The sequence below is a fragment of the Sphingobium sp. KCTC 72723 genome, from assembly GCF_014280435.1.
Classification (GTDB): domain Bacteria; phylum Pseudomonadota; class Alphaproteobacteria; order Sphingomonadales; family Sphingomonadaceae; genus Sphingobium.
Window position 1 is genome coordinate 1,314,168 of sequence record NZ_CP060388.1, and the last position, 14,882, is coordinate 1,329,049.

Consider the following 14,882-nt stretch of genomic DNA (forward strand, 5'->3'; position numbering starts at 1 on the left):
ATCACCTTCTCCCGCGCAGGCGGGAGTCCAGTTCCGGCGTATCGACTGGACTCCCGCCTGCGCGGGAGAACGTCGCCTTACCTTGTGCCGTTATTTGCGGACGCGCCCCAGGGTGATGCCGATTTCCTCGCCCCGTTCGGACAGGGCCAGCTTGACGATCTTCACTTCGACATGGCTGACATCGTCGCCCTGAAGGAAGATGGTGTCGATGACATGGTCGGCGACGGCTTCGATCAGCGTGAAATGCACCCCTTGCGGCAGCGCGGTCGATGCCGCGTGCTTGAGGTCCATATAATTTTTCGAGCGGGACAGCGGCGTCGCAGGATCATAATGGTCCGCGATTTTCAGTCGTGCGCGAATGGATATGCGCAGCGGCTGGGGGAGATGCGTCTCCTCCGAATAAATGCCGGTCAGCACGTCGACATGCAGGTCGTTGACCTCCAACGTCAGAAAATCGTCAAATCCAGTCTGCATAGTTCGCCATCTAAGGCCGGTTCCTGCTGTCAGGATGGGCCAGTTTAGTCTTTCATTTTGCAAAGCGCGCGCTAAAGCCCGCCGCTCCCGGCGCGGTCCATGCGCCATTGATGGCGGATCGGCAAGACGTGTCTATGATTGTGCCTCTCGAAAGCCAGCCTGCCGACGCGATCGAGCGGTTGCTGGATGCCGCTTTTGGACCTGCGCGGCATGGCCGCACCGCCTATCTGATCCGCGACGCCATGCCATGGCTGCCTGCCTTGTCCTTTGCCACGCTGGATGCAGACGGCGCGCTGATTGGCACGTTGCAAAGCTGGCCCGTGGCGCTGGTGCAAGCGGACGGGACGCAGATGCCGCTGACCATGGTCGGCCCGGTGGCGGTCGATCCTGCCCATCAGGGCGGCGGCCATGGCCGCGCGATGATGGACGCAGTGGTCGCTGCCGCCCGCGCGCAGGCCGATGTTCAGGGCAGCGCGCCGTTGATGATGATTGGTGATCCCGAATATTATGGCCGTTTCTGGGGCTTTTCCGCCGATGGCACGGGTGGATGGGATGCGCCGGGTCCGTTCGAAAAACACCGGCTGCTGGCACTGTCGGTCGATGGCCGCTCGGTTGATGGCACAGGAATGCTGGGTCCGCGAATCGCTGTTTCGGCCTGAACGCACGAAACCCCTTTGCCATCGGGGCGGGGCGATCCTATCTGCTATTCCATGCCCATGCCCCCCATCCCTCACCTGGCCGACCTGTCCCTTGCCGATATTGCGCGGTTGCTGGCTGAAAAGCGGTTGCCGCCGGTCGAGAAATGGAACCCGGACCATTGCGGCGACAGCGAGATGCGGATCGCGCGCGACGGCACATGGTTTCATCAGGGTTCGCCGATCGGGCGCGAAGCGATGGTGCGGCTGTTTTCCACCATATTGCGGCGCGAAGCCGATGGCAGCTATGTGCTGGTCACGCCGGTCGAAAAGCTGAGCATTGCCGTCGACGATGCGCCCTTCGTCGCGGTGGAACTCAAGAATGAGGGCGAAGGGCGCGACCGGGTGCTGGCGTTCCGGCTGAACACTGGCGATTTCGTCACCGCCGGGCCGGACAATGGGTTGATGATTCGCGAGACGGCGGACGGTCCGCATCCCTATCTGCACGTCCGGGGCGGGCTGGAGGCACTGGTAGCGCGCAGCGTCTATTATGAGTTGATGAACCTGGCGCTGGACGAAGCCGGCAATGCGCGCGTTGGCCTGTGGAGTGGCGGGGCGTTCTTCCCGCTGGACGGGGCGACATGACGCTGGTCGACCGGCTGCGCGCGGCATTGGCGGACGGCCATGCGCGGGCGGAGACTTTGGAGCCGTCCGAAACGCGCGACCCGCGCATCGACGGAGCCATCCCGCTTGCCCCGGCGGCGGTGCTGGTGGCAATTACCGACCGGCCCGAACCCGGCCTGATCCTGACCCGGCGGTCCGACCGATTGCGCAAACATGCCGGGCAGATCGCCTTTCCCGGCGGCCGGGTGGATGCCAGCGATGCGGACGAAATTGCCGGTGCGTTGCGGGAAGCGGAGGAGGAAATCGCCCTGCCCCCGCATGTCGCGCAAATCGTCGGCGTGACCGACCGCTATCATACCTTCACCGGGTTCGACATCGTGCCGGTGGTTGCCGTCATTCCGCCCGACCTGCCGCTGCGCGCGCAGGAAAGCGAAGTGGCCGACTGGTTCGAAGTGCCGTTGGCCTATGCGCTGGACCCCGCCAACCGGGTGCGGCAGGCAATGGAGTTTGAAGGTGCGACCCGGCACTTTTACGAAATCATGTGGCAGGACCGCCGTATCTGGGGGATTACCGCTGCCATTCTCACCAATCTTTCACGCAGGCTGGGCCATGACCGTCTTGTTGCCTGACGCCGACTGGCGGCATCGTCCCGGCCTCGACGCCCTGCTCGACGCGCTGGATGCGGCGGGCGGCAAGGCGCGTTTTGTCGGTGGCGCGGTGCGCGACGGATTGCTGGGCCTGCGCGTCAACGACCTGGACATTGCCACGACGATCGATCCGCATGAGGTGGTCGACCGGCTGAAAACGGCGGGGATAAAGGCGGTGCCGACCGGGATCGACCATGGCACGATCACTGCCGTCATTGGCGGATGGCCTGTGGAAATCACCACGTTGCGCCGCGATGTCAGCACCGACGGGCGGCGTGCGACCATTGCCTATACTGACGACTGGCGCGAGGATGCGGCGCGGCGCGACTTCACGATCAACGCGCTATATGCCGACCCGCTGACGCGCGAAGTGACCGATTATTTCGGTGGCGTGGCGGACCTGGAGGCGCGACGGTTGCGCTTCATTGGGGACGCGAGCGCGCGGATTGCCGAGGATCATCTGCGCATATTGCGCTATTTCCGGTTCCTGGCGCGCTATGGCGGGGATGTACTGGACGCGGATGCCTATGAAGCGTGCCGGGCGGCGGCCAACAGCCTGATGGCGTTGTCGCGGGAGCGGATTGCCGATGAATTGCTCAAGCTGATCGTCGTTGCCGCGCCGCTCCATGCGCTGCGACTGATGGTCGATGGCGGCATTTTGCGGGCAGTGCTGCCCGAAGTCGATGGCGCAGGTATCGCCCGGCTGGAGCAGCTGATCGCGCGGGAGGCGGCGGCGGGGGTGACGCCTGCGCCCGTGCGACGGCTGGCCTCGTTGCTGCCGCCGGACGCGGCCATCGCGGACGGGATCGCCGCGCGGTTGAAACTATCGAACAAGGCGCGCAAGCGATTGAGCATCGCGCTGGAGCCGGGCGGGCTGGACGAAAGCCCACGCGCGCTGGCTTACAGGATCGGGGTGGAGGGGGCGTTCGACCGGATGCTGTTGGAGCCACATGTGCCGCTGGAGGCGCTGGAGGCGATTCGCGGCTGGACCCCGCCTACCCTGCCGATCGGCGGCGGCGCGCTGATCCAGCGTGGGTTGCAGCCGGGACCGGACGTGGCGAAAGCGTTGCAGGCGGTGCAGCAGATGTGGGTGACGGAAGGCTTCCCCGACGCAGGCCGCGTCGCCGCCCTGGCGGATCAGATCGTTTCGAAATTCCAGCGCGCGCGCCAGTAATCGAACGCATCATTTTCGTTCATCGGCTTTGAGAAATGATAGCCCTGCCCCTGCCAGCAGCCCAGTTGCTGAAGCGCATGGGCCAGTTCCTGCGTCTCTATCCCTTCGGCCGTGACTTTCAGGTTGAGCGATTCGGCGAGCGACAGGATGGTGCGGACGATCACCTGCTTGTCGCGATCCTCCATCATGTTGGACACGAAGCTGCGGTCGATCTTCAATATGTCGATCGGCAGGCTGTGCAGGCTGGCCAGGTTGGAAAAGCCGGTGCCAAAATCGTCCATCGCGATCGACATCTTCAGATCTTTTAGAGCGAACAGCAATTTGCGCGCCTTGTCAGGATCGGCAATGATTGCGCTTTCGGTCAGTTCGGCGGTCATGCGGCTGCCCACGATGCCGGAATAGCGCAGCGCTTCCTCAAAGATCGAGGCGACGTCGTCGCGCGCCATCTGGATGGGCGACAGATTGACGTTCACGCTGACCGGCAGCGGTTGCCCGAATTTCATGTCCCAGCGCGACAGTGCCTGCGCCGCTTCATAAGCGGCCCAGCGCCCCAGCGGGGTAATGAGGCCGCTTTCCTCCGCGACCGCGATGAACTCGACCGGCGGCACCGAGCCAAGGTTCGGGTCGTCCCAGCGCGCCAATGCTTCAAACCCGGTAATTTCGCCGGTTTGCAGGTGGATCAGCGGTTGATAGGCCAGCGTCAGCCCACCCTGCGCCAGTGCGTCGCGCAGGCGGCTTTCGATCGAGAAGCGGCGCTGCGCTTCTTTCAACACGCCGTTGCGATAGATTTCCACTTTGCCGCTGCGCTTGGCGATCTTCACGGCGGCCTGCGCCTTGCGCACCACATCTTCCGGGTCATCATCCAGCGTCGTCGACAAGGCGCAACCGATCGCACAATCGACCCTGATCTGAAGGTCGGACAGGCGAATGGGCGAACTGAGCGCTTCCTTGATCCGCTGAACGATATGAAGGGCATCCGACAGGCCATTGTTAAGGCGTGCGAAAATGGCGAAGTCATTGCCGCCGATCCGGGCCAGCACATCGCCCTGACGCAGGCTGGATTTCAGCCGCTTGGCAACGGTGATCAACAATTCGTCGCCGGCCATCGGACCCAGCGATTCATTCACACGGCTGAACCGGCTAAGATCGATGGCGATGATGCCGAATTGGGCATTGTCGGGCCAAACCATATTGGCCAGCCGGTCTTCGATTTCTTCGCCAAAACCCGAACGGTTCGGCAGCGCGGTCAATCCGTCCGACAGCAGTTCCCGGCGCAGATTCTTTTCGATCGTCCGTTCGCTGGTGCGGTCGGCAGCGGTAAAGAGATAATGTTCGCCCTGCCCGTTTTCGGCGGTCAATCGTCCAAAAGCGCAGGAAAAATATTCCGGTCCCAATTTTCCGTCGCGGCGTAGTTCGAAATTGCGGTGGGGGCGATTCGACTGGACGAACGCCTCAAAATGCGTGCGCCAATCCATGCCGATGCCGGCATGGGCCGCACTGTTTTCCAGAAAATCCCGTTGCGCCTGACGAAAGCCATCATTGCCGCAAATCAGGACTGTTTCATTGTTATCATAGGAAAAAATCGCGGCTATATTCGCAAGCGCGTTCAGCCAGTCGCCATATTCATGCAATTTCGCAGGACGTGCGTCATCGCCCGCGATTTGCGGGGCGCGACTGGCCTTTTCGACCGACTGATTGCACGCCGGAACAGATTCCATACCCCCGCCATAAGGGGGAGCGGTAAATATTCAGGAAACGCTATTTGCCAAAAATCCACTCAGACCCGTCGTGACAAGCCTGTCAGTGGTGCCGTTCAGAAGCGATTGTCGCGCGGAAAGCCATTGGGTGGCATCCGTCCCGCCGCGCCGCGCGCGACGCGCCATGGCGTCATATCGCTTTCGGTGCGGGTGCGCCCACTGCCCCCGCCCATCGTCCAGCTAAGGCCATCGGCCAGCGTAAACGCGATGGCATCGGACATGCCGCCATCGCGATAGCGCTGCATCTGAACGCCCTGCCCGCGCGACATTTTGGGCATTTCGCTGAGCGCAAAGACCAGCAATTTGCGGTTTTCGCCAATCACGGCGATGCTGTCCGCCCCGGCCGGGACCGGGCGGATGATCGACAGCTTCGCTCCGGCGCGCACATTGACAACCTGCTTGCCCTTGCGCGTTTCGGCGATCAGGTCGCTGACGGCGGCCAGGAAACCGCGCCCGTCCGACGACGCCAGCAGCAAATCGGTGCCGATCCGCGCGGGCATCAACGACAGGATCGTCCCTTCATTATCCATGTCCAGCAACGACCGCACCGGATCGCCAAAGCCTCGCCCGCCCGGCAACTTGTCCGACCCCAGAGTGTAGATGCGCCCGGTGGCCGTCGCCAGCAGCAGCTTGTCGGTAGTATAGGCGTGGAAGGCGAATTGCGGGCCGTCGCCTTCCTTGAATTTCAGCGTGTCGGCAGCGGCAAGATCGCGATGGCCGCTCATGGCGCGGATCCAGCCGCGTTCGGACAGGATCACGGTAATCGGTTCGCGCTCGATCATCGCTTCCAGCGGGATTTCGCGCGCGATCGCAGCTTCCTCCACCAGCGTGCGGCGGCGGCCCATGTCGGTTTCGGGACCATAGCGTTTGCGCAACGCCGCGATGTCGCGCTTCAGGCGCTTGCGCTGAAGGCCGGGGTCGCCGACCAGCTTTTCCAGATCGGCCTTTTCCTTGACCAGATCGGCATGTTCGCCGCGCAGCTCCATTTCCTCCAGCTTGCGCAGGGAGCGCAGCCGCATGTTCAGGATCGCCTCGACCTGACGGTCGTTCAGGCCGAATTCCTCCATCATCACCGTTTTAGGCTCATCTTCGGTGCGGATGATTTCGATCACCCGGTCGAGGTTGAGATAGGCGATGATATAGCCGTCGAGCAGGTCCAGCCGTGACGCGATCTTTTCCAGCCGGTGCTGTGCGCGCCGGACCAGCACATCGATCTGATGCTTCAACCATTCGATGAGAACCGCTTTAAGCCCCATCACGCGCGGCGTGTGGCTGGCGTCCAGCACGTTGAGGTTCAGCGGAAAGCGATTTTCAAGGTCGGTCAGCCGGAACAGGCTGTCCATCAGCATCTGCGGATCGACCGTGCGGGCGCGCGGTTCGATGACGATGCGGATTTCGGTGTCGCTCTCATCGCGTACATCGGCCAGGATCGGCAGCTTGCGGTCGTTGATGATCCCGGCAATCTGTTCGATCAGCTTGGATTTCTGCACCTGATAGGGAATTTCGGTCACGATCGCGACCCAGGTGCCGCGCCCGCCCTCTTCCTTGTGCCAGCGCGCACGGGTGCGAAACGCGCCGCGCCCGGTCACATAGGCTTCGGCAATGATCGCCGGATTATCGACCAGCACGCCGCCGGTGGGAAAGTCCGGCCCGCCCACGACCTGCATCAGGGCGGCATGATCGGTATCGGGATCGTCGATCAGCAGGCTGGCGGCATCCAGCAATTCGGTGACATTGTGCGGCGGAATGCTGGTCGCCATGCCGACGGCGATGCCAGTCGCGCCATTGGCCAGCAGGTTGGGGAACAGGCCTGGAAAAACCTCCGGCTCCTCATCCTCGCCATTATAGGTCGGGCGATAATCGACCGTGCCTTCGTCCAGACCCTCCATCAGGTCGGCGGCGGCCTGTGTCAGACGCGCTTCGGTATAGCGCATGGCGGCTGCATTATCGCCGTCGATATTGCCGAAATTGCCCTGCCCATCGACCAGCGGGGTGCGGAGTGAAAATTCCTGCGCCAGCCGCACCATGGCGTCATAGACCGACTGGTCGCCATGGGGGTGATATTTGCCGATGACGTCGCCGACGACGCGGGCGCATTTCTTGTAACTGGTGGTGTTGCGCGCGGGATTGGCGACCAGCACATCGGGCGACGCGCCGCCCGGCTCCATCTTGAGCAGGCGCATCGCCCATAACAGGCGGCGATGCACGGGTTTCAATCCATCGCGCAGATCCGGCAGCGAGCGCGCGGTGATGGTGGACAGGGCATAGACCAGATAGCGTTGCGACAGCGCCGCGTCGAACGGATGGTCCTTGATATCGTCAAAGGGATCGCGAAAATCGGTCATCGCAGGCGGGATAGCAGGATGGATACGAAACGGAAACGGATTTGCTCAGAAGCCGATCAGAAGCATCTCCAATGCCGCAGCAATATTGTCCTGATGTTCCCGAACGGAGCCGACCGGCTTGCCCAGGAACCGGACGGGGACCGAAGCGATCTGGTGAGTGGCCATGACATAGGTTTGGCGATCAACTTGCAGCAATGGATGCAATCGCGCGATCGGCGCAGGCACTTCATCAGGGGCGACTAATGGCACGACGACGCGCCGCGACACATGATTGAGCACATCGGCCTGGCAATCAATGACCAGCACGTCACCCAGTCGATAGAGGTCGAACCGTGCCATTAAAAGGCCCGATATTGATCGAGCGGCGAACCATGTTCGCTATCATAGATATTCCATGCCGCTATCGCCTCTGCATTCTCTTCCTGCCACTGGCGACCGCGTTCCGCCGCTATTTCCTTGCGCAATCCTTCCTCGCAGGCGCGCGAAAGGTTTATGCCGAGTGCGCGGGCGTCCTCCACCAATGCGCTGTCCAGTGACAGGTTGGTCGCCTTGCGGGTTTTGAAGCCGGTACGATCATGGCGGGTCATGGGTGGCTCCTTTACCGGACATGCGCATCATCATACGCATGATCATGCGCACGGCAAGCGCTTTTCCCGTTCGGAAAGACACAGCAAGGGGTTGCACATTTCGCACGACGCGCCACTTTACCGCCGTGTTCGAACCCGCCCTTTCCCAATCCGCCCTGCCCTCCCCCCCGCTCGCGCTGCTGACCGGCGCGGCACTGTTCCTCGATTTCGACGGAACGCTGACGCCGATCGTCGATACGCCGGACGATGTCGATGTCGGGCCGGACCTGATCGCGATGCTCTTGGCGTTGCGGGCGAAGCTGGACGGGCGGCTGGCGATCGTCAGCGGCCGGTCGGTGGCGACGCTGCGCGATCTGGGCTTTGGCGATTTTCTGTTGGCAGGCACCCATGGGCTGGAGTTTGCGCGGCCCGGCGAGGCCGCGCAAGCACCGCCGCGCCTGCCCGCGATCGACGCAGTGGAGGCGGCCTTCCACGCCTTTATCGCCGACAAGCCGGGCCTGTTGGTCGAGCGCAAGACGATCAGCGTGGGCCTGCATTTCCGGCGCGCGCCGGAGTGGGGCGAGGCGGCGGGCGCGCTGGCCGCTACGCTGGCGGCGCAACATGGCCTGACGATCCAGCATGGCAAGATGCTGTATGAACTGCGCCCCGGCGGCGCGGACAAGGGCAGCGCGGTCACGGCGCTGATGAAGCAATCGCCCATGGCGGGCGGGGTGCCGGTGTTCATCGGCGACGATGTGACGGATGAGGAAGGCTTCGCGGTTGCGGCCGACCTTGGCGGGGCGGGCATATTGGTCGGGCCGCAACGATCGACGCTGGCGTCATTCTCTTTGGAACAGGTTGCCGCCGTCAGGCATTATCTGGCTGAGGGGGCTGCAAGTCCGCGCTGACGGAACGCTGCCCTCGTTGTTTCATCCAGACACGGGGGACAGACAGATCAGCGATCACCGCGATACTATTCCGGCCGGACATGAGCGTTCGCTCGACCTTTGGCCCATCGGCAATTGTCAGGCTTCGGCCCTGATCGACCGCGCAGGGCGGATGGTGTGGGGCTGCGTTCCGCGCGTCGATGGCGACCCGGTCTTTTCCGCCCTGCTGGACAACAAGCAGTGGGACGACCCACAGGCGCGCGGTTTCTGGGCCATCGAGCTGGAAAATGTCGTCGCGGTCGAACAATATTATCTGCGTAACACGCCGGTGCTGGTCACGCGGCAGAGCGATGCGCAGGGCAATGCGATCGAGACACTCGATTTCTGCCCGCGCCACCGGCACAAAGGGCGCATCTATCGCCCGGTCGCGTTCATCCGCATCGTCCGGCCGGTGTCGGGCAGCCCACGCATCCGCGTCCGTTTGCGTCCGACGACCAGCTGGAATGGCGATCATGTGCCGATCAGCTATGGCTCCAACCATATCCGTATGGTGCTGTCCTATATGGCGATGCGGGTGTCGACCAACGCGCCGATCGGCCTGATCGCACAGGAAAGCTGGTTCCGGCTGGAAAGTGACGTGCATTTCTTCATGGGACCGGACGAGGGTTTTTCCGACGCGCTGCGCCCGGCGATCGAACGGATGCTGGACGACACGGTGGAGGAGTGGCGGCTGTGGGTTCGTGGGCTGGCCATTCCCGCCGAGTGGCAGGAAGCAGTGATCCGTTCCGCCATTACGCTGAAACTATGCCAGCATGAGGAAACCGGCGCGATCGTCGCGGCGCTGACCACATCCATTCCCGAACATGCCGACAGCGGGCGGAACTGGGACTATCGTTATTGCTGGGTGCGGGACGCTTATTATACCGTCGAAGCGCTCAACCGGCTGGGCGCGCTCGATGTGCTGGAAAGCTATCTCGTCTATCTGCGCAACATCGTCGATGGCGCGAAGGGCGGGCATATTCAGCCGCTCTATGACGTGCGCGGCAATGCGACGCTGACCGAGTGGGAGGCCGATAGCCTGCCCGGCTATCGCGGCATGGGTCCGGTGCGGGTGGGTAATGCCGCCTATGAACAGATACAGCATGACGCCTATGGCCAGATCGTGCTGTCGTCGGTGCAGGGCTTTATCGACCAGCGGCTGTTGCGCATGGCGGGCCATGCCGATTTCGAGGCTTTGGAGGCTGTCGGCGAACGGGCCTGGGCAGTCTATGACCAGCCTGACGCTGGCCTGTGGGAATTGCGCACCCGCGCGCATGTTCACAGTTACAGCGCAGTGATGTGCTGGGCGGCGTGCGACCGGCTGGCTCATGCGGCCACCGCCCTCGCCCTGCCGCTGCGCGCGGCGCATTGGCAGAACCGCGCCGAAACGATGAAGGCGCGGATATTGGAGGCGGCATGGCGCGACGGCAGTCAGGCGATCTCCGCCAATTTCGAGGATGATTCGCGCGACGCTTCACTGCTCCAGTTGCTCGACCTGCGCTTTTTGACGGCGGACGATCCGATGTTCATCGGCACGCTCGCGGCGCTGGAAACCGACCTGCGGCGGGGCAACGACATGCTGCGGTATAGCGCGCCCGACGATTTCGGCGAGCCGGTGACCGCGTTCAACGTCTGCACCTTCTGGCTGATCGAGGCGCTGCATCGCACCGGGCGGACGGCCGAAGCGCGAGAATTGTTCGAGGAGATGCTGACTCGCCGCACCGCCGCCGGGCTGTTGTCGGAGGATATCGACCCTGCGACCGGGGAATTGTGGGGCAATTACCCCCAGACCTACTCATTGGTCGGCATCATCAATTGCGCCGTCCTGCTGAGCAAACCGTGGAGCGCGATGCGATGAGCCGCCTTATAGTCATTTCCAACCGGGTGTCCCGCCCCAACAAATCGGGCAATCAGGGCGGGCTGGCCGTGGCGCTGGCGCAGGCATTGCGCGAAAGCCGTGGCACCTGGATCGGCTGGTCGGGCGAAGTCACCGACAATTTTACCGGCCATATCGGCTTTTCGGAAGATGACGGCGTCAAGACGGCGACCATCGACCTGGAAGAACAGGATGTGGACGAATATTATAATGGCTACGCCAACAAGACGCTGTGGCCGCTGTTCCATTTCCGCATCGACCTGGCCGAATATGCGCGCGATTTCGAAGGTGGCTATAACCGCGTCAACCAGCGTTTTGCCGATACTGCCGCGCCGCTGATCGAGCCGGAGGATGTCATCTGGGTCCATGATTATCATATGATCCCGCTGGGCCAGATGCTGCGCGACCGGGGCCATCGCAACAAGATGGGCTTCTTCCTGCACATCCCCTGGCCACCCACGCGCCTGCTGGTGTCGCTGCCCCATCACAGCAAGCTGGTCAGCACGCTTTTCGCCTATGACGTGGTGGGTTTCCATACCGAGGAATGGCTCGAATCCTTCCGCCACTATGTCGAACGGGAAATGGGCGGCAGCGTGAACGGCGATTTCGTGACCGTGGGCGATCGCACGATTCAGGCCGTTGCCTGCCCGATCGGCATCAACGCCCGCGAATTTGCCGAGGCCGCCGAAAGCGAAGCGGCGCACGACATGCTCAACCTCGTCCGCGCATCCTTGCAGGACCGGGCAATGATCGTCGGCGTCGACCGGCTTGACTATAGCAAGGGGCTGGAAGAACGCTTCAACGGCTATGCCCGGTTCCTGAAGGACCATCCCGAACATCATCGCAAGGTGTTGCTGACCCAGATTGCGCCGCCATCGCGGGGCGAAGTGGAAAGCTATCAGCAGATCCGCGCGACGCTGGATGCGCTCGCGGGGCGGATCAACGGCGAATATAGCGATGTGGACTGGACCCCGATCCGCTACGTCAATCAGGGCTATCCGCGTGACAAGCTGGCGGGCATCTATCGCGGCGCGAAAATCGGCCTTGTGACGCCATTGCGCGACGGCATGAACCTGGTCGCGAAGGAATATGTCGCGGCCCAAGACCCGGACGATCCGGGCGTCCTTATATTGTCGCGCTTTGCCGGCGCGGCGATGCAGCTCAAGGACGCGCTGCTCATCAACCCCTACAGCCCGGAGGAAATGTCCGACGCGATCCTGCGCGCGCTGGCCATGCCGCTGGACGAACGCAAACGGCGCTGGCGCGCGATGATGGACAGTGTCGAGGGGCAGGATATCAGCTGGTGGCGGCAATGTTTCACCGGGCGCCTGATGGCGGTCGAGCGTGACACCGCGCGGGTTGAGCCGGAGCCTGCGGCAGGGTAAGCGACACGGCATGGACGATCAGCATGACGAACCGCACGGCATTGCCGCTGCCCTGCGCGCCCGGTCGGGCGTCGTCATCGCTTTGATTGGGTTGGTCGCGTGGATCGCTTTATTATGGGCGATGTTCGGCGACGTGCTGTGAAGCGCGGCTAATTGCACCCCTGCCGTTATTGCGTTATGGGCAGGGCGAAGCAGCCCCGGCACCCGCTGATCCTTTCCGATTCGCGTTTGCCGGGGCAAACTGTTTTCAGAAGATAAGTCAGGAACGCGCATGGCCCGTCGCCGCCAGATTTACGAAGGCAAGGCAAAGATCCTTTATGAAGGCCCGGAACCGGGCACGATCATCCAATATTTCAAGGATGACGCCACGGCTTTCAACGCGCAGAAGAAAGGCACGATTTCCGGCAAGGGCGTGCTGAACAACCGGATTTCCGAGCATATCTTCACCCTGCTCGGCCAGATCGGCATCCCCACCCACTTCATCCGCCGCCTCAATATGCGCGAACAGCTGGTCCGCCAGGTGGAAATCGTGCCGATCGAAGTCGTCGTGCGCAACGTCGCCGCCGGATCGCTCAGCAAGAAGCTGGGCATCGAGGAAGGCACGCAGCTGCCCCGCACGCTGATCGAATATTGCTACAAGGATGACGCGCTGGGCGACCCGCTGATTTCCGAAGAGCATATCGCCTGCTTTGGCTGGGCGACGCAGGAAGAAATGCACGACATCGCCGACATGGCGATCCGCGTGAACGATTTCATGTGCGGGCTTTTTGCGGGCATCGGCATCCGCCTGATCGACTTCAAGCTGGAGTTCGGGCGGCTTTATGACGGCGATTACAGCCGCATCATCCTGGCCGACGAAATCAGCCCCGATGGTTGCCGCCTGTGGGACATGGTGACCAACGAAAAGCTGGACAAGGACAGGTTCCGCCGCGACCTAGGCGGCGAAGTCGAAGCCTATCAGGAAGTGGCACGCCGCCTTGGCCTGCTGCCCGAAGGGCTGGACACCACGGTCCTTGACCTCGACACCCATCGCAAGAAGCGCGAGAAGGAAGAAGGCTGATCCTTTCGGCCTGAACGCAAAAAGCCCGGCGCAAGCATCCGCTTCCGCCGGGCTTTTCGTATCCGATCTGATTTCAGGCGATCAGCGCGTCGGCGACCAGCTTGATGCCCAACAATACCATCAGGCCATAGATCAGCGTGTAGAATCGCGCCGGATCGACCCGGCGCACCAGCGCGACGCCCGCCAGCGTCGAAACGATTGCCACAGGCACCAGCATCGTCGTCGCCATCAGGTTGGCGCGGGTAAATTGCCCCAGCGCGGCATAGGCAGGCAGCTTCATCCAGTTCATCGCGGCAAAGGCGAATGCCGTCGTCCCCACCAGCATGTCGCGCGGCAAACGCTTGGGCAGCACCCACATCTGGAACGGCGGGGAACCGGCATGGGCGATATGGCTGGTAAAGCCGCTGGCGATGCCGAACAGAATGCCGACCCAGCCGGGCGAATCCGATGGCAGCACCGCGCCTTTGCGCCGCTCGATCCATAGCCGGTGCAGGCCGAACAGAATGGAGATGCCGCCCAATACGCCCAGCACCGCCGTTTCCGACACTTGCGCTGCAAACAGATAGCCCGCGCCGATGCCGACCGCCGCGCCGGGCAATATGACCTTCAATATGCCCCCGTCCCAACTGTGGCGATATACCCAGACGCTCACCGCATCCTGAAGGATCAGTATGGGCAGCAGGATCGCGGCGCCGCGCACGGGATCGACGCCCAGCGCCATAATCGGCATCGCCAGCGCTCCTACGCCTGCAAAGCCGCCCTTGGCCAGGCCAGCGACGAATACAGCGACGATCGCGCAGGCATAATAGAGTGTGTCAGGGTTCATCGCCCGCGTTTAGGAAATATGCAGGCAGAAAGAAACGAGGATCAATTATTGGCGCGATAGCCGATCAGCAGGCCGAAGCAAAAGGTCGCCAGCAGCGCGAGCTGGACCCGGCCATGCGGGTCTTCATAGCCCATAATCTGCTGTCCCCATGCGAACAGCCCGACAAACATCGCCAACGCCAACCCGGACACGCCATTCATCCTCGATTACGATGCGGCACAATGAGGCGATAGTCGCTAACAAAGGCATAATGGCTTGCCTCCCCGCCGCACCGGGACTAGGGGGACGGCAAAGTCGATCCGCCCGCGCCACAAGGCTCGGTCCTGTCGTTGTCAAGGAGTTCGCCCCCTCATGAAAGCCCGCATTTTCGTCACTCTCAAGGGCGGTGTCCTCGATCCTCAGGGGCGGGCAATCCACCATGCGCTGGAAGGTCTGGGCTTTGACGGCGTCAATGACGTGCGCGCGGGCAAGCTGATCGAACTGGACCTGGCCGACGGCACCAGCGACGATGATATCGACGCGATGTGCCGCAAGCTGCTGGCCAATACCGTGATCGAAAACTACCGCATCGAAAAGGTCGCCTGAGC

General features: G+C 62.6%; 17 protein-coding genes. 10 read left to right on the forward strand and 7 right to left on the reverse strand.

Translation table 11 applies throughout. From position 1 onward, the window contains the following. Positions 1 to 90: 90 nt before the first annotated feature. Positions 91 to 474: a dihydroneopterin aldolase gene (locus SPBM01_RS06525; RefSeq protein ID WP_188064538.1), complete on the reverse strand. Its 384-nt coding sequence runs from the start codon at positions 472 to 474 to the stop codon at positions 91 to 93. 134 nt (positions 475 to 608) lie between these two features. Between SPBM01_RS06525 and SPBM01_RS06530 the strand changes: the two genes are divergently transcribed. Genes SPBM01_RS06530 through SPBM01_RS06545 form a run of 4 tightly spaced genes read left to right on the forward strand, consistent with a single transcriptional unit; the run spans position 609 to position 3,554 of the window. Beyond that, complete coding sequence (locus SPBM01_RS06530; protein WP_223177797.1) at positions 609 to 1,133, forward strand: GNAT family N-acetyltransferase; 525 nt, start codon at positions 609 to 611, stop codon at positions 1,131 to 1,133. Positions 1,134 to 1,184: 51 nt separating this feature from the next. Continuing rightward, complete coding sequence (locus SPBM01_RS06535; RefSeq protein WP_188064540.1) at positions 1,185 to 1,754, forward strand: DUF1285 domain-containing protein; 570 nt, start codon at positions 1,185 to 1,187, stop codon at positions 1,752 to 1,754. Continuing rightward, positions 1,751 to 2,362 carry a CoA pyrophosphatase gene (locus tag SPBM01_RS06540; RefSeq protein ID WP_188064541.1) on the forward strand — a complete coding sequence of 204 codons (612 nt, stop codon included), beginning with the start codon at positions 1,751 to 1,753 and terminating at the stop codon, positions 2,360 to 2,362. The genes SPBM01_RS06535 and SPBM01_RS06540 overlap by 4 nt, the downstream gene beginning before the upstream one ends. Beyond that, a complete protein-coding gene (locus SPBM01_RS06545; protein WP_188064542.1) occupies positions 2,343 to 3,554 on the forward strand; it encodes a CCA tRNA nucleotidyltransferase in 1,212 nt (403 codons plus the stop codon). Before SPBM01_RS06540 ends, SPBM01_RS06545 begins: the two co-directional genes overlap by 20 nt. On the opposite strand, the gene SPBM01_RS06550 is transcribed toward SPBM01_RS06545, so the two are convergent. The 4 genes from SPBM01_RS06550 to SPBM01_RS06565 all read right to left on the reverse strand — a co-directional run bounded on the left by SPBM01_RS06550 (position 3,518) and on the right by SPBM01_RS06565 (position 8,243). Beyond that, positions 3,518 to 5,272, reverse strand: coding sequence for a putative bifunctional diguanylate cyclase/phosphodiesterase (locus SPBM01_RS06550; protein ID WP_188064543.1), 1,755 nt, complete (start codon positions 5,270 to 5,272; stop codon positions 3,518 to 3,520). The genes SPBM01_RS06545 and SPBM01_RS06550 overlap by 37 nt on opposite strands. A 95-nt stretch (positions 5,273 to 5,367) precedes the next feature. Further along, positions 5,368 to 7,656, reverse strand: coding sequence for a DNA topoisomerase IV subunit A (gene parC, locus SPBM01_RS06555; protein ID WP_188064544.1), 2,289 nt, complete (start codon positions 7,654 to 7,656; stop codon positions 5,368 to 5,370). 45 nt (positions 7,657 to 7,701) lie between these two features. Continuing rightward, positions 7,702 to 7,995 (reverse strand): CcdB family protein, encoded by a 294-nt coding sequence (locus SPBM01_RS06560; protein WP_188064545.1) that lies wholly within the window; start codon positions 7,993 to 7,995, stop codon positions 7,702 to 7,704. Then, complete coding sequence (locus SPBM01_RS06565; RefSeq protein ID WP_188064546.1) at positions 7,995 to 8,243, reverse strand: type II toxin-antitoxin system CcdA family antitoxin; 249 nt, start codon at positions 8,241 to 8,243, stop codon at positions 7,995 to 7,997. Before SPBM01_RS06565 ends, SPBM01_RS06560 begins: the two co-directional genes overlap by 1 nt. Before the next feature lie 176 nt (positions 8,244 to 8,419). Between SPBM01_RS06565 and otsB the strand changes: the two genes are divergently transcribed. The 5 genes from otsB (at position 8,420) to purC (ending at position 13,469) form a co-directional block, all read left to right on the forward strand. Next, the gene (otsB, locus tag SPBM01_RS06570; RefSeq protein WP_262504415.1) at positions 8,420 to 9,130 is read left to right on the forward strand and encodes a trehalose-phosphatase; all 711 of its coding nucleotides are present in this window, start codon (positions 8,420 to 8,422) and stop codon (positions 9,128 to 9,130) included. 151 nt (positions 9,131 to 9,281) lie between these two features. Further along, complete coding sequence (locus tag SPBM01_RS06575; protein ID WP_188065588.1) at positions 9,282 to 11,006, forward strand: glycoside hydrolase family 15 protein; 1,725 nt, start codon at positions 9,282 to 9,284, stop codon at positions 11,004 to 11,006. After that, entirely contained in the window at positions 11,003 to 12,409 is a 1,407-nt protein-coding gene (gene otsA / locus SPBM01_RS06580) for an alpha,alpha-trehalose-phosphate synthase (UDP-forming) (RefSeq protein ID WP_188064547.1), read from the forward strand. The genes SPBM01_RS06575 and otsA overlap by 4 nt, the downstream gene beginning before the upstream one ends. 10 nt (positions 12,410 to 12,419) lie before the next feature. Continuing rightward, on the forward strand, positions 12,420 to 12,551 hold the full coding sequence (locus SPBM01_RS21860; protein WP_262504346.1) for a hypothetical protein: 132 nt from the start codon (positions 12,420 to 12,422) through the stop codon (positions 12,549 to 12,551). Positions 12,552 to 12,680: 129 nt separating this feature from the next. Then, complete coding sequence (purC, locus tag SPBM01_RS06585) at positions 12,681 to 13,469, forward strand: phosphoribosylaminoimidazolesuccinocarboxamide synthase (RefSeq protein ID WP_188064548.1); 789 nt, start codon at positions 12,681 to 12,683, stop codon at positions 13,467 to 13,469. Positions 13,470 to 13,542: 73 nt separating this feature from the next. Here the strand turns inward: purC and SPBM01_RS06590 are convergent, their stop codons facing one another. Further along, positions 13,543 to 14,295, reverse strand: a complete 753-nt coding sequence (locus SPBM01_RS06590; protein ID WP_188064549.1) for a sulfite exporter TauE/SafE family protein — start codon at positions 14,293 to 14,295, stop codon at positions 13,543 to 13,545. A 41-nt stretch (positions 14,296 to 14,336) separates the two neighbouring features. Next, a complete protein-coding gene (locus SPBM01_RS06595; RefSeq protein WP_188064550.1) occupies positions 14,337 to 14,486 on the reverse strand; it encodes a hypothetical protein in 150 nt (49 codons plus the stop codon). A gap of 160 nt (positions 14,487 to 14,646) precedes the next feature. Between SPBM01_RS06595 and purS the strand changes: the two genes are divergently transcribed. Continuing rightward, positions 14,647 to 14,880, forward strand: coding sequence for a phosphoribosylformylglycinamidine synthase subunit PurS (gene purS, locus SPBM01_RS06600; protein WP_188064551.1), 234 nt, complete (start codon positions 14,647 to 14,649; stop codon positions 14,878 to 14,880). Positions 14,881 to 14,882 lie beyond the last annotated feature (2 nt).

What these genes read in the sequence shown, in the direction of transcription:
- SPBM01_RS06525 (WP_188064538.1), bottom strand. Translation starts at nt 474, where the DNA reads ATGCAGACTGGATTTGACGATTTTCTGACGTTGGAGGTCAACGACCTG.
- SPBM01_RS21860 (WP_262504346.1), top strand. Translation starts at nt 12,420, where the DNA reads ATGGACGATCAGCATGACGAACCGCACGGCATTGCCGCTGCCCTGCGC.
- SPBM01_RS06565 (WP_188064546.1), bottom strand. Translation starts at nt 8,243, where the DNA reads ATGACCCGCCATGATCGTACCGGCTTCAAAACCCGCAAGGCGACCAAC.
- SPBM01_RS06530 (WP_223177797.1), top strand. Translation starts at nt 609, where the DNA reads ATGATTGTGCCTCTCGAAAGCCAGCCTGCCGACGCGATCGAGCGGTTG.
- purS (WP_188064551.1), top strand. Translation starts at nt 14,647, where the DNA reads ATGAAAGCCCGCATTTTCGTCACTCTCAAGGGCGGTGTCCTCGATCCT.
- SPBM01_RS06560 (WP_188064545.1), bottom strand. Translation starts at nt 7,995, where the DNA reads ATGGCACGGTTCGACCTCTATCGACTGGGTGACGTGCTGGTCATTGAT.
- SPBM01_RS06540 (WP_188064541.1), top strand. Translation starts at nt 1,751, where the DNA reads ATGACGCTGGTCGACCGGCTGCGCGCGGCATTGGCGGACGGCCATGCG.
- SPBM01_RS06535 (WP_188064540.1), top strand. Translation starts at nt 1,185, where the DNA reads ATGCCCATGCCCCCCATCCCTCACCTGGCCGACCTGTCCCTTGCCGAT.
- otsA (WP_188064547.1), top strand. Translation starts at nt 11,003, where the DNA reads ATGAGCCGCCTTATAGTCATTTCCAACCGGGTGTCCCGCCCCAACAAA.
- purC (WP_188064548.1), top strand. Translation starts at nt 12,681, where the DNA reads ATGGCCCGTCGCCGCCAGATTTACGAAGGCAAGGCAAAGATCCTTTAT.
- SPBM01_RS06545 (WP_188064542.1), top strand. Translation starts at nt 2,343, where the DNA reads ATGACCGTCTTGTTGCCTGACGCCGACTGGCGGCATCGTCCCGGCCTC.
- parC (WP_188064544.1), bottom strand. Translation starts at nt 7,656, where the DNA reads ATGACCGATTTTCGCGATCCCTTTGACGATATCAAGGACCATCCGTTC.
- SPBM01_RS06590 (WP_188064549.1), bottom strand. Translation starts at nt 14,295, where the DNA reads ATGAACCCTGACACACTCTATTATGCCTGCGCGATCGTCGCTGTATTC.
- SPBM01_RS06575 (WP_188065588.1), top strand. Translation starts at nt 9,282, where the DNA reads ATGGTGTGGGGCTGCGTTCCGCGCGTCGATGGCGACCCGGTCTTTTCC.
- SPBM01_RS06550 (WP_188064543.1), bottom strand. Translation starts at nt 5,272, where the DNA reads ATGGAATCTGTTCCGGCGTGCAATCAGTCGGTCGAAAAGGCCAGTCGC.